12 protein-coding genes are annotated in these 12,533 nt (G+C 63.8%); 6 read left to right on the top strand and 6 right to left on the bottom strand.

Going from position 1 to position 12,533, the window contains the following annotated elements:
* Positions 1-2 precede the first annotated feature (2 nt).
* From EFD56_RS27205 to EFD56_RS27195, 3 genes are all read right to left on the bottom strand, one after another.
* Entirely contained in the window at positions 3-905 is a 903-nt protein-coding gene (locus EFD56_RS27205) for an MBL fold metallo-hydrolase (protein WP_097541409.1), read from the bottom strand.
* A gap of 124 nt (positions 906-1,029) precedes the next feature.
* Positions 1,030-1,638, bottom strand: coding sequence for an NAD(P)-dependent oxidoreductase (locus tag EFD56_RS27200; protein WP_097541408.1), 609 nt, complete (start codon positions 1,636-1,638; stop codon positions 1,030-1,032).
* 28 nt (positions 1,639-1,666) lie between these two features.
* Positions 1,667-2,335, bottom strand: coding sequence for a DsbA family protein (locus tag EFD56_RS27195; protein WP_097541407.1), 669 nt, complete (start codon positions 2,333-2,335; stop codon positions 1,667-1,669).
* A 96-nt stretch (positions 2,336-2,431) separates the two neighbouring features.
* Here EFD56_RS27195 and EFD56_RS27190 point away from each other — a divergent pair, with 96 nt between their 5' ends.
* The 3 genes from EFD56_RS27190 (at position 2,432) to EFD56_RS27180 (ending at position 4,976) form a co-directional block, all read left to right on the top strand.
* The gene (locus EFD56_RS27190) at positions 2,432-3,313 is read left to right on the top strand and encodes a LysR family transcriptional regulator (protein WP_097541406.1); all 882 of its coding nucleotides are present in this window, start codon (positions 2,432-2,434) and stop codon (positions 3,311-3,313) included.
* Between the two features lie 190 nt (positions 3,314-3,503).
* Entirely contained in the window at positions 3,504-3,947 is a 444-nt protein-coding gene (locus EFD56_RS27185) for a c-type cytochrome (RefSeq protein WP_064830751.1), read from the top strand.
* Between the two features lie 114 nt (positions 3,948-4,061).
* Complete coding sequence (locus tag EFD56_RS27180) at positions 4,062-4,976, top strand: cytochrome c (protein WP_004680401.1); 915 nt, start codon at positions 4,062-4,064, stop codon at positions 4,974-4,976.
* 10 nt (positions 4,977-4,986) lie between these two features.
* On the opposite strand, the gene EFD56_RS27175 is transcribed toward EFD56_RS27180, so the two are convergent.
* The gene (locus EFD56_RS27175; RefSeq protein ID WP_037137583.1) at positions 4,987-5,481 is read right to left on the bottom strand and encodes a GNAT family N-acetyltransferase; all 495 of its coding nucleotides are present in this window, start codon (positions 5,479-5,481) and stop codon (positions 4,987-4,989) included.
* 278 nt (positions 5,482-5,759) lie between these two features.
* Between EFD56_RS27175 and dmeR the strand changes: the two genes are divergently transcribed.
* The 3 genes from dmeR to bla all read left to right on the top strand — a co-directional run bounded on the left by dmeR (position 5,760) and on the right by bla (position 8,099).
* Complete coding sequence (dmeR, locus tag EFD56_RS27170) at positions 5,760-6,032, top strand: Ni(II)/Co(II)-sensing transcriptional repressor DmeR (protein ID WP_004680403.1); 273 nt, start codon at positions 5,760-5,762, stop codon at positions 6,030-6,032.
* An 18-nt stretch (positions 6,033-6,050) separates the two neighbouring features.
* Positions 6,051-7,037 carry a CDF family Co(II)/Ni(II) efflux transporter DmeF gene (dmeF, locus tag EFD56_RS27165; RefSeq protein WP_097541405.1) on the top strand — a complete coding sequence of 329 codons (987 nt, stop codon included), beginning with the start codon at positions 6,051-6,053 and terminating at the stop codon, positions 7,035-7,037.
* 171 nt (positions 7,038-7,208) lie between these two features.
* Positions 7,209-8,099 carry a class A beta-lactamase gene (bla, locus tag EFD56_RS27160; protein ID WP_097541404.1) on the top strand — a complete coding sequence of 297 codons (891 nt, stop codon included), beginning with the start codon at positions 7,209-7,211 and terminating at the stop codon, positions 8,097-8,099.
* Between the two features lie 250 nt (positions 8,100-8,349).
* Here bla and EFD56_RS27155 read toward each other — a convergent pair whose 3' ends face one another.
* Positions 8,350-10,689 carry a glucose/quinate/shikimate family membrane-bound PQQ-dependent dehydrogenase gene (locus EFD56_RS27155; RefSeq protein WP_097541403.1) on the bottom strand — a complete coding sequence of 780 codons (2,340 nt, stop codon included), beginning with the start codon at positions 10,687-10,689 and terminating at the stop codon, positions 8,350-8,352.
* Between the two features lie 175 nt (positions 10,690-10,864).
* Positions 10,865-12,367: a protein adenylyltransferase SelO gene (locus EFD56_RS27150; protein ID WP_097541424.1), complete on the bottom strand. Its 1,503-nt coding sequence runs from the start codon at positions 12,365-12,367 to the stop codon at positions 10,865-10,867.
* Between the last annotated feature and the right edge of the window lie 166 nt (positions 12,368-12,533).

Genomic DNA, 12,533 nt, shown 5'->3' with positions numbered 1-12,533 from the left:
TGTCACTGCCAGGTCATCTCGCCCTTGGCGACTTTCGCCCCAAGTTCCAGCGAAATTGGCATGGCGGCGTCGGGATAGAGCTTTTTCATAGCTGCGATCAATGCCTTGGAGTCTGCGGCCTTGGCCACCTCAGCGTCAAAGGCGATCAGGTAATCGCGCGTGTAGCTGACGCCGGAAGCATCCATCGGCCAGCTGGGAGTGCCGTGACCCGGTACGACGATCTTGGGCTTGCGGGCGAGGATGGCGTCAAGCGCCGCCACCCAGGCTTTTCGTTCTTCGACGGTCGGGAGATCGGCGACCCAGGGATACATGCCGCCGAAGACAGGCACGCCGCCGAACACGGCGCTGAGCGATGGAACCCAGATATAGCGACCGCGATCCTTCAGACCCGGCGCGGTGACGATCTCGAGCTTCTCGCCGTCGACCGTCAGCGTGTCAATGTCGCTTGCTTCCGGGAACACGAGCTCGGAGACCGCCTTCGGACCGTTGTCGCCGAGAACAGGCGACCAAGCCTTGATCTTGCCTTCGGCCTTCTCCCGCATCAGGTCGACGGTGTCGCGCGCTGCGAGAATGCGAGCATCCGAAAAGGCCTGGTGGACGGGCGCGAGGCCGAAGTAATAGTCGGGATCGTTGGTGGTGATGTAGATCGTGGTCAGGTGCTTGCCGCTGGCCTTGATGGCATCGGCGACGACCTTGCCGTCCGAATAGCTGAAGCTCGAGTCGATGAGGACGGCCTCCGTCTTGCCGGTCACAAGGACCGGCGCGCGCAGGAAGCCCGCCTCAGTCGTCCTGAACGCCGTCCATGACAGTGGAGACTTCTCCTGCGCCACGCCGGATGTGGCGAGCGGGATCATGATGGCCGCTGCTGCGGCGATCGTCTTGAGGGTGGTGCGCCTGGTGATCATCGTAGGTTTCCGAGGTTTTGGGATCAGTCTAATTCCGCCTTCGAGGCAGAGGGGACCTGCCGCAGCCGGCACCCGAACGGTGTCGACCACGCTGCGGCAAGGAATTCGGTCTGGGGAGATCGGATTAGTAGCCGACGGTGAACCGCTGCCTGACGTGGGCCGGGGCTTCGATCTCGTCAACCAGCGCAACGGCGAAGTCTTCGAAGGAAATGCTGCTGCCCTGTTCGTTCGTCAGCAGTTCGTCCTTGCCGAGGCGGAAGGTGCCGGTCCGTTCGCCGGGGCCGAATGCGGCCGAAGGGGACAGGAAGGTCCAGTCCAGGTCTTTTTCACCCTTGAGCTTGTTGAGGTAATCGACGCCGCCCTGCGCTTCGGATTTGTAGATCTCCGGAAATTTGGGCGTGTTCACGAGGAGAACACCCGGAGCGACTTCGAGGCTGCCCGCCCCGCCTACCACATAGTAGCGGCGAACGCCGGAGGCCTTGACTGCGCCAAGCAGCTTGTCCGGATCGCTGGCGGAGAAATGCACCGAGCTGATGACGGCGTCATGCCCCTCCAAGAGTTTTGCCAGAGCGTCAGGCGCCTCGATGTCGCCGGCGGCGGCGGTGACATCAGGCAGAGAGGCGACCTTGGCGGGGTCTCGGGCAATCGCAGTGACGCTATGGCCGCGAGCCGACAATTCGGACAGGATGCGGGAGCCGGCCTGACCGGAGGCTCCGATGAGAGCGATTTTCATGATGGTACTCCTGGTTGGGATTGATGTTTCAGGCGACGGCGCAGAGCTCGTCGAGTGCCGCGACGAGATGAGCCGGACCTTGATAGAGCGCCTCGCCGCTCAGCACGTGCGCATGGCCGTTGATGCGGGCGACGAGCTGCGGAACGCCGCGAATGCCGAGGATATTCATCCGACGCTGGGTCTCTTCCATCCGCTCCAGCGTGCGCTCGCTGAGAGCGGGGTCGTTCCGGAGCTTCTCGGCAAAGATCTCAGCGCTTAGTTCGACGCCATGCTCGGCAGCCACCTGAACGGCGACCGTCGCCACTTCCTGAACGTTGGAAGTGTCGCGTCCGTCGACATAACGCGCGATCTGGACGGCATGCAGGAAACGAGGCTCGAGGTGCGTGGCGTGCTCGCCAAGTGCGGTGAGCGCAAGCGTCGCGGGTCCCGAGTCGAAAACGCCGTTCGGCGCCAGCAGGACGTTCTGGTGGTACTCCTTGGAGAAGCGCTGTCCGGTGAGAACCTCAATCCTCTGGTCGTTGCGCCAGGCATGATCTGATATCGACGAGATTGGCCTTGCTCCGACGAAAAGGCCGGAGGGGAGCATCCTGAGGCGATCTGGAAATCTGTCGGCAAGACCAGCCAGCGCCGGGGCGCTTGCGTAACACCAGCCGCAAAAAGGGTCGAAGAAATATTGAAGTTCGATATCGGTGGTCACTGCGATCTCCCTGTGTTTGAGAGAGATATAATGTTGCGCGGATCAAAGATAAACGTCACTATGGTCGACAGAATGTTGCATAAATCGAGCGAATAGATGGATCGGATCATTGCCGCGAAAGTGCTGTTGAAGACTGTCGAGCGCGGCAGCGCTTCGGCTGCTGCCGAAGAACTGGGCATGTCCCGAGCGATGGCCTCGCGCTACATCGCGGCCATGGAAGACTGGTCGGGAACGCGGCTGCTCCACCGCACGACGCGACAGCTCAGTCTGACATCGGCGGGCGAACGCGTTCTCGACATGTGTCGGGACATCGTCCGTGTTGCCGACGCAGTGACGGAGGTCGCAACCCATGCGGAGACGCCGCACGGTCTTCTCAGGGTGACGGCGCCCGCCATCCTCGCCGAGGCGCAGCTCATTCCCCTTCTTTCCGATTTTGCCGAGCTCTATCCGCGCATCAAGGTCGACTTACAAATTTCCGATCGAGCGATCGATCTCGTGCAGGACCGCATCGATCTGGCGATAAGGATCGCCAACCGCCTGGATCCATCCTTGATCGCAAAGCGGCTCGGACAGTGCTCGTCGCTGCTCTATGCCTCGCCGCAGTATCTCGAGAAATACGGAATTCCGACAGGACCGGAGGATCTCGACCGCCACAGGTGCCTCACTTACACCCATCTTGGAGGTAGCGAATGGTCGCTGAGGAGTTCCGAATCTCAGATCGTTATTGCGGTAGAAGGAACCTTCCAGACCAATGACGCTGTCGCCCTGCGCCGGGCCGCTCTATCAGGTCTCGGCATCGCCATGCTGCCGCGTTTTGCCGCCGATCAGGAGGTTCAGGCCGGCAAGTTGATTGTCGTCCTGCCGGCATGGCAGCCGGCCACGCTTGGCATCCACGCCCTCTATGTTTCCCGTAAGCACCTGCCGATGGCCGCCCGAGTCCTCATCGACTTCCTGGCAACGAAGCTGGTGGATGTATAGGATTGCCCGGTTTGGGATAACGCGTACCGGTGGCGGCCTGTCTCGGACCGCCCGGGTATGTTCGCTGTTTATCACATTGTTTTTATGATGATCCGGCAAACGTGACTGTCTTGCGCCATAGATTTTGTCATGCTCCCGGTGCAGATTGGCCATCGGCCGCCTTGGCCTTCAGAAAATTGGAGAGGAACAAATGAATTGGAAAGCAGTAGCTGCCGCCGCAGCGATGGCAGGAATAGCCTTCGGTTCCGTGACCGCCGCCGACGGAACCCATGATTCGCGCATTGCGCTGATGAAGAAGATCGGCGGTTCGGCAGGCGCCATGGCCGCCATCGCCAAGGGCGAGAAGCCCTATGATGCCGAGACGGTAAAGACGGCGCTGACGACGATCGCAGCAACGGCCAAGGTTTTCCCCGATCAGTTCAAGCCGGGCAGCGATATGAACGACCCCGAGGTCAGCCCGAAGGTCTGGGAAAACATGGACGACTTCAAGGCGCGCGCCGCAAAGCTCTCCGCCGATGCCGAGACCGCGCTGGCGCAGCTTCCGGCCGATCCCGCCGCCGTCGGTGCCACGCTGAACACCCTCGGCGCCAATTGCGGCGGCTGTCACAAGGCCTATCGTATCAAAAAGGACTGATAGGCCGTCCACATCAATTCCAGCAAGGGCGATCCGTGCCCGCCTTGCCGGCGGCGCGGATCGCCTTATGTGGGATCGACCGGCGCGGGTTGTCGGCAAGAGGGGAGGCGGCACATGGTCCGCAGGTTCATCCGGTTACTGCTCTGTCTGATCGGCGTCGCGGTCCTCGGCGGCGGCGCTTTCTATCTCGTCACCGCGCCAGATCCGCTGCCGGAGAGCCATTGGGCCGGGCTCGGCGCGCCGGATCCGGCAAATGGTCAGATGGTGTTCTGGGCGGGCGGCTGCGTCAGCTGCCATTCGGCCCCCGGTTCCGAAGGCGATGCCCGGCTGACGCTTTCGGGCGGTCTGGCGCTGAAGAGCCCTTTCGGCACCTTCCACGTGCCGAACATCTCGCCCGATGAAAAGGCCGGCATCGGCGGCTGGACGCTCGCCCAGTTCGGCAACGCCATAAAGCGCGGCGTCGGCCCCGGCGGCGAACATCTCTACCCGTCCTTTCCCTATGGATCCTATAGCAGGATGAGCGACAAGGACGTCAACGATCTCTTCGCCTTCCTGAAAACGCTGCCGAAGAGCGCCAATGTCGCGCCCCCGCATGAGCTGCCGTTCCCCTACAATATCCGGCTGGCGCTCGGCGGCTGGAAATTCCTTTATTTCAACGATCAGCCGCGCGTCGCGCTTGCCAGCAGCGACGACAAGATCAAGCGCGGGCAATATCTCGTCGAAGGCCCCGGCCATTGCGGCGAATGCCACACGCCGCGCGATGCGCTTGGTGGCTTCCAGGCCGGTCAGTGGCTCGCCGGCGCCCCCAATCCGGAAGGCAAGGGCCGCATCCCGGATATCACCCCATCCTCCAAGAGCATCGGCAGCTGGAGCGAGGCCGATATCGCCAATTACCTCGAAACCGGTTTCACCCCGGATTTCGATAGCGTCGGCGGCTCGATGGTCGATGTCCAGCAGAATATCGCTCGCCTGCCGGCGGTCGACCGTGAAGCGATCGCCGCCTATCTCAAGGCCGTGCCGGGACGCTAGGACACGATGCTCAAGCGATCGACTGCATGTAGCGCATGCCGGTGACCGGCCGCGGCGTGAAATCCAGCTGTTCATAAAAGCGGTGCGCCAGCACGTTGCCGGTTGCGGCGCTGACCGAGAGGTAGCCGCAGCCGGCATTGCGCGCCGTCTCGCGGGCCCGGTCGACCAGCAGCTGGCCGGTGCCGTGGCCACGATGGCCGTCGCGGACGAAAAGATGGTGCAGGTCCATGCCGCGTTTTCCCTCCTGCGCCCTGTAGAGCGGCACGAGGATGGCGTAGCCGATCAGCCCTTCGCCGGTTTCGGCGACGAGTGCTGTGATCCAGGGCAGGGGGCCGAACAGGTCGCGCTCCAGCTGCTCCGGCGTCGACCCGGCTGCGTCGCCGTGATGGGCGGCGAGCAGGGCGATCATCTCGTTGAGTTCGGGCAGGTCGCGCGGCTTGGCGGTGCGGATCGTCACCACCGATGGCCGCATCAGTGAAATTTCGCTGTCTTCGATTTCGGTCATGGTCTTCGCGTCCTTTGATAGTCTGCCGTCAGGACGCTGCCGATACAACAAAGCCGCCTGACGGCGGCTTGTTGACAATATGATCTGTCGGCCGCCCTTTACAGGTACAGCCAAAAATACGAGCGGCTCTGGTGCGCGTTTTTGATCATGGCGCATCAATCGCTGCAAACGCGGCATTTGTCAATGGCGTTGGAGCGGGGCGCTCAAAACGTGACACGGCGGTTGATGTCAGCCGGCGCGCCTGATAGGATACCCCCCTATGTTATAGAGGGCTCATCATGTCCCATACCACACTGCAGAAGAAGAAGCTCATCGCCCGCATCAGCCGCCTGAAGGGGCAGATGGAGGCGGTCGAGCGGGCGCTCGAGGCCGAGCGCCCCTGCGGCGAGATCTTGCAACTGCTCGCATCGATCCGCGGCGCCTTGACCGGGCTGACCGGCGAGGTGCTGGACGATCATCTGCGCGAGCATGTGCTGAATGCCGTCGACGATGCGGCGAGGGCGGAAGCGGTAGAGGAAATATCCGAAGTGCTGAGAACCTATATTCGCTGAGTAGAGAAGGAACCTGGAATGAATGCCGGGACGGGAAGGGCCGAGATGAATGCCCTCGAACATGATCATATCTTCCTCGGCGCCGATCATGCGGTGAATGAGCGGCGCATCTGGCTGGTGATCGCGCTGACGGCGGTGATGATGGTGGCGGAAATTGTCGCCGGGACCGCCTACGGCTCCATGGCGCTGGTGGCCGATGGCTGGCACATGTCGACCCACGCCAGTGCGCTTTTGATTTCGGCGCTCGCCTACCTCTTCGCCCGCCGGCAGGCACGCAATCCGCGTTTCACCTTCGGCACCGGCAAGCTCGGCGATCTCGCCGGCTTCGCCAGCGCCATCATCCTCGCGCTGATCGCCCTGCTGATGGCCTGGGAAAGCTGGCTGCGCCTTGCAAATCCGGTGCCGATCGGTTTTGCCCAGGCGATCGCGGTCGCGGTGATCGGCCTTGCCGTCAATCTCGCCAGCGCCTGGCTGCTGGCCGGCGGCGGCCATCACGCACACGGACACGCGCATCATCATCACGATCCTGGCGATCACATCCATGAGCATGGTCATCATGCCCACGATCATCATGCAAAGTCCGGCGACAACAATATCCGCGCCGCCTATCTGCATGTCGTCGCCGATGCCATGACTTCCGTTCTCGCCATCGCGGCGCTGACGCTCGGCAGCCTTTATGGCTGGCTCTGGCTCGATCCGATCATGGGCATCGTCGGCGGCCTGGTGATCGCCAACTGGTCCTGGAGCCTGATGAAATCCTCGGGCGGCGTGCTTCTCGACGTCGTGCCCCAAGGTGAGACGCTGCCGGCCGAAATCCGCGAGGCAATCGAGACGGAGGAAGATCGGATCACCGATCTGCATGTCTGGCAGGTCGGACCCGGCCATCATGCGGCGATCGTCGCCGTCCTCACCTCCGAGCAGCGCGATCCGGCCTTCTACAAGGACAGGCTGTCGGCGCTTTCGGAATTGTCGCATGTGACGGTCGAGGTGACGCGCGCCGCGTGATTGCGGCGCGGAGGCGACATCACCGCAGCGGACAATTTTGCTTGCCGCGGCGGACGAGGATGTTGCCGCGCGGACGAGGATGTCGCCGCGCGGACGACTTCGTCGCCGCGGGGACGAGATGCCGCCGCAATCGCCCCTTAGCTCTGTCCTCCTCACCGTCGGAGGAATTTCATGGATCTCAGTCTTACCCGCCGCATGCTGATCGGCTCGGCTTTGTGCCTGCCTGCGCTCACGTTTCCCGCAAGGGCCGAGGAGAAGAGCGAGGAGGGCGACGACAATGTCGAGCGCCGCTTGGCCGAACTGGAAAAACGCACCGGCGGCCGCCTCGGCGTCTCGGTGCTCGACACCCAGACCAGCATCACCTTCGGCTATCGCGGCAGCGAGGCCTTTCCGATGTGCAGCACCTTCAAGGCGCTGGCCGCCGGCTTTGCGCTGGCCCGCGTCGACAAGGGCGATGAGAGCCTCGACCGGCGAGTGACCTACGGCAAGGAAAAGCTTGTCGACTATTCGCCGATCAGCGAAAAACACGCCGGCGCCGACGGCATGACGATCGCCGAACTCTGCGATGCGGCCGTGACGCTAAGCGACAATACCGCCGGCAACCTGCTGCTCGAAAGCTTCGGCGGGCCGGCCGGGCTGACCGACTGGCTGCGCTCGATCGGCGACGGCACAACGCGTCTCGACCGCACCGAGCCGACGCTGAACGAGGGCATAAAGGGCGATCCGCGCGATACGACGACACCGGATGCGATGTTGGATACGCTCGGCAACCTGACGCTCGGCTCGGTGCTTACCGAAGCCTCGTCGGACAAGCTGATCGCCTGGCTGGTGGCAAGCACAACTGGCAAAGAGCGGCTGAGGGCCGGCCTGCCGGCCGATTGGAAGATCGGCGACAAGACCGGCACCGGCCAGAACGGCTCGCTCGGCGACATCGCCGTCATCTGGCCCCCCAACCGCGGCCCGATCGTCGCCGCCGTCTACATCGCCGAAGCCACCGCGCCGGTGAAGGAGCTCAATCCGGTCTTTGCCGAGGTGGGGCGAATGATTGTGGAGATGGTGTGAGTTGATTGAAATGCGAAGGGCGTGAGCGACGGCTTGCCGGTGCGCTCGGGAGAGGGCTAGCCGGTTGCATACGGAATCAGGAATTGCTCCAGGCGGTCCCGCCTCCTGCCGATCGGGGTCCCTCCACCTCCGTCGTCCTCGGGCTTGACCCTGGGCTTGACCCGAGGACCCATGGCCGCAAGCACTCGTTGGCGTTCACAAGCACCTCCCCGGAAATAATATGAAAACCCCCGGGTAGCGTGCCTCCCCATCACGGCAGCGTATAAGCAATCACATAATCGCCCGGCTTGGTGCCGACCGAGCCGTGGCCGCCGGCGACCATGACGACATATTGTTTGTTGTCGTCGGTCGTATAGGTCATTGGCGTCGCCTGGCCGCCGGCCGGAAGCCGGGCGCGCCAGAGCTCCCGGCCGCTGGTCACATCATAGGCCCTGAGATAGTTGTCGACTGCGGCTCCGAGGAAGGCGACCCCGCCTTTGGTCAGCATCGGTCCGCCGATGCCGGGCACGCCGACCTTGAAGGGCAGGGGCAGCGGCGTCATGTCGTGCACGGTGCCGTTCTTGTGCATATAGGCGATCTTGCCGGTGCGCAGGTCGACGCCGGCGACATAGCCCCATGGCGGCGCCTGGCAGGGGATCTGCAGCGGCCCGAGGAAGGGACCCATGAAGACGCCGTAGGGCGCGCCGTCATTGCGGTTGAGCCCCTGTTCGCTGCCCTTCTCGTCCTGACCGCGCGGCGGAATATCGGCGGCCGGCACCAGGCGCGAGGTGAAGGCGAGATAGGTCGGCATGCCGAACATGATCTGCCGTTCCGGATCCACCGCGACGCTGCCCCAGTTGAAGGTGCCGAAATTGCCGGGATAGACGATCGTACCTTCGAGCGAGGGCGGCGTATAACGGCCCTCATAGCGGTAGCGGTGGAACTCGATGCGGCAGGCGAGCTGGTCGAACAGCGACACGCCCCACATGTCCTTTTCCTTCAGCGGCTCGGGCGAGAAGGTGAGATCGGAAATCGGCTGCGTCGGCGCGGTATGATCGCCCGAGACGGCGCCGCCGGGGGCTGCGATTTCCTTGACCGGGATGATCGGCTCGCCGCTGCGCCGGTCGAGCACATAGAGATCGCCCTGCTTGGTCGGGCCGACCAGCGCCGGAACGACGGTGCCGTCCGGCTTCGTCAGGTCGATCAGCGCTGGCTGGGCCGGCACGTCCATGTCCCAGAGGTCGTGATGCACGGTCTGGCGCACCCAGCGCAGCTGGCCGGTGGCGATGTCGAGGGCGACGATCGAGGAGGAAAACTTCTCGACATTGTCGCTGCGGTTGATGCCGAGCTGGTCGGGCACCTGGTTGCCGAGCGGGATGTAGACCATGCCGAGCGCCTCGTCGACGCTGAAGACCGACCAGCTGTTCGGCGAATTGGTCGTATAGGTCTGCCCCTCGGCAAGCGGCGTCGTCACGTCGGGATTGCCGGAATCCCAGTTCCAGATCAGCGCTCCGGTCTTGATGTCGAAGGCGCGGATGACGCCGGATTGTTCCTCGGTCGAATAATTGTCGTTCACCGCGCCGCCGACGATGATCTTGCCGGCCACCGCGACGGGCGGCGAGGTCGAATAATAATAGCCGGCCGGGTTGAAGCGCATGCCGGTTTCCAGATGCAGCACGCCCTGATCGGCAAAGCTGGTGCACAGCTTGCCGTCCGCTGCGTCGAGCGCGATCAGCCGGGCGTCCGACGTCGGCAGATAGACGCGTTCGGCGCAGGGCTGGCCAGCGGCGACATCGGGGTCGGCATAATAGGTGACGCCGCGGCAGGTCTGATGCTGCCGGTTCGGGTTCATGCCGGAATTGGCGTCGTATTTCCATTTCTCCTTGCCGGTCTTGGCGTCGAGCGCGATCGCCCAATTGTGCGGCGTGCAGAGATAGAGCGTGTCCTTCACCTTGAGCGGCGTCACCTGATAGGTGGTCTCGCTGATATCCTCCGGCCGTTTGACGTCGCCGGTCTGGTACCGCCACGCCTCCTTCAGGTTGGCGACATTCTCCGTGGTGATCTGGTCGAGCGGCGAATAACGCTGGCCGAAGGGCGTGCGGCCGTACTGGTGCCATTCTCCATCCGGCACGCTGCCGCCGAAAGCGGGGGTGGCGGCGACCTGATCCTTCGGCAGCTCGCCGGCGAGGTCGTGCGGATCCGTCGTCATCGAATAGAGGGCGACGAGGATGGCGAGAATGACCGGCACTGCGAGCGGCCAGGGATTGGCGCTGTAGGTGATGCCGGTCGGGCTGCGGAAGCCGAGCGGCCGGCGGATCCAGGGCGTCAGCAGCCAGAGCCCGAGCAGGATGATCATGCCGCCGCGCGGTCCGAGCTGCCACCAGTCGAAGCCGACCTCCCAGATCGCCCAGGCAAGCGCCGCAACGACGAGCACAGCATAGGCCCAGAGCGCCACCGCCCTGCGCATCAGCAGCAGTCCGGCGGTAATCAGGAACATCAGCCCGGCAAACAGGTAGAAGACGCTGCCGCCGAGCGTGACGAGCCAGAGCCCGCCGCCACCGAGCGCCAGCCCGATGATAATGAAGAGGATGGAGGTGATGACGATCGCCATAAGGCTGTCTCCCGCTGAGGTTCGCCGGGTGAGGGAAGGGCGGAAAAACCCCGCCGGTCAGCCAGATAGCGCGAGAGAGATGCCTTTCAACGGCCGCATTTGCCGCAGGGTGAAATCACGGTGCGGTTGTAGTAATGCCGGCCGCCGGCTCGATTGGATGGGGATCTAACGGCGCTCACGTCCCGCAGAAGGTCGCGAGCACCCGCTCGTGCGGTTTCGGCGGCTCGCGATAGGGAGCAAAATCCGGCTGGTCGTCATAGGGCCTGGCGAGCACCGTCAGCAGCGCCTCGAAGAGCGAGAAATCGCCGTTTTCGACCGCCGCCTCGATCGCCTGTTCGACCCGGTGATTGCGCGGGATGAAGGCCGGGTTGACGCTGCGCATGGCGGCGGCGCGCGCGCCGGCGGTCTGTGGATCGCGTGACAGCCGCTCGCGCCATTGCGAGAGCCAGGTGCGGCTGGCCTCCGCCTCGCGGAAACTTGCGGCGAAGGCGGGCTCCGCCGCCTCGTCGCCGGCAAGATCCGACAGCCGGCGGAAAGTCAGGGTGAAATCGGCACTTTGCGCCTGCATCAGCGACAGCAATGCCTGCACCAGTTCAAGATCGCCGTCCTCTTCGCTGGCAAGGCCGATCTTCTCACGCATCCCGGCCAGCCAATGCGTCTGGAACCGTTCGCCGTAGGCGCGGATCACGGCATTTGCCTTGTCGACGGCGGCGTCCGATTCATCGTCGATCAGCGGCAGCAGCGTTTCGCCGAGCCTTGCAAGGTTCCATTGGCCGATGCCGGGCTGGTTGGCATAGGCATAGCGGCCGTGCTGGTCGATCGAGGAGAAGACGGTTGCCGGATCATAGGCATCCATGAAGGCGCAGGGGCCGAAATCGATCGTCTCACCGGAGACGGTCATATTGTCGGTGTTCATCACGCCATGAATGAAGCCGACATGCAGCCAGCGGGCGATCAGCGCTGCCTGGCGTTCGCAGACCGCCTCGAACAGTGCGAGATAGGGATTGTCGGCTTCCTTGAGCGCCGGATAGTGCCGGTCGATGACATAATCGGCGAGCGCCCGCACACCGTCGGTGTCGCCCCGCGCCGCAAAATACTGGAAGGTGCCGACCCGGATGTGGCTGGCCGCCACCCGGGTGAAGACGGCGCCCGGCAGCACCTCTTCGCGATAGACCGGCTCGCCCGTCGTCACCGCCGCCAGCGCCCGCGTCGCCGGAATGCCGAGCGCAAACATCGCCTCGCTGATGATATATTCGCGCAGGACCGGCCCGATTGCCGCCCGCCCGTCGCCGCGGCGGGAAAACGGCGTCGGCCCAGAGCCCTTCAGCTGGATATCGAAGCGCCTGCCGCTGCGGTCGATCACCTCGCCGAGCAGGATTGCCCGCCCGTCGCCGAGCTGCGGCGAGAAGCCGCCGAACTGATGGCCGGCATAGGCCATCGCCAGCGGCTGCGCCCCTTCGGGAACGAGATTGCCGGAAAAGATCGCCGCGCCGTCGCGCCGCAGCGCCTCGACATCGAGCCCGAGTTCGGCGGCCAACGGTTCGTTGAGCTTGATCAGCCAGGGCTCCGCCACTTCAGTCGGCATCTGCGCCGCGAAGAAGCGCTGCGGCAGGCCGGCATAGCTGTTGTCGAAGGCAAAGCCCGCGCTGGGCCGGTTTTTCTCAAGAGCGGAGGTCATGATTGATAGGTAGGGCCGAGCAGCCTGCGGCGCAAGCTCTTCACGAAGCATGAGGCCGATGCAAGCAATCGTGATCTGCTTTTCCCTCTCGTCAGCGCTGCTTTGCCATAAAGGACATAGCGCCGCCATGATCGCGGGCGTATACCAAATCGTCTCCCCTTGGCCT

The sequence above is a fragment of the Rhizobium phaseoli genome (genome assembly GCF_003985125.1).
In the GTDB taxonomy this organism is placed as follows: Bacteria; Pseudomonadota; Alphaproteobacteria; order Rhizobiales; family Rhizobiaceae; genus Rhizobium; species Rhizobium phaseoli.
The sequence above is the reverse complement of the archived record's forward strand: the minus strand, read 5'-3'. Positions and strand labels throughout refer to the sequence as shown.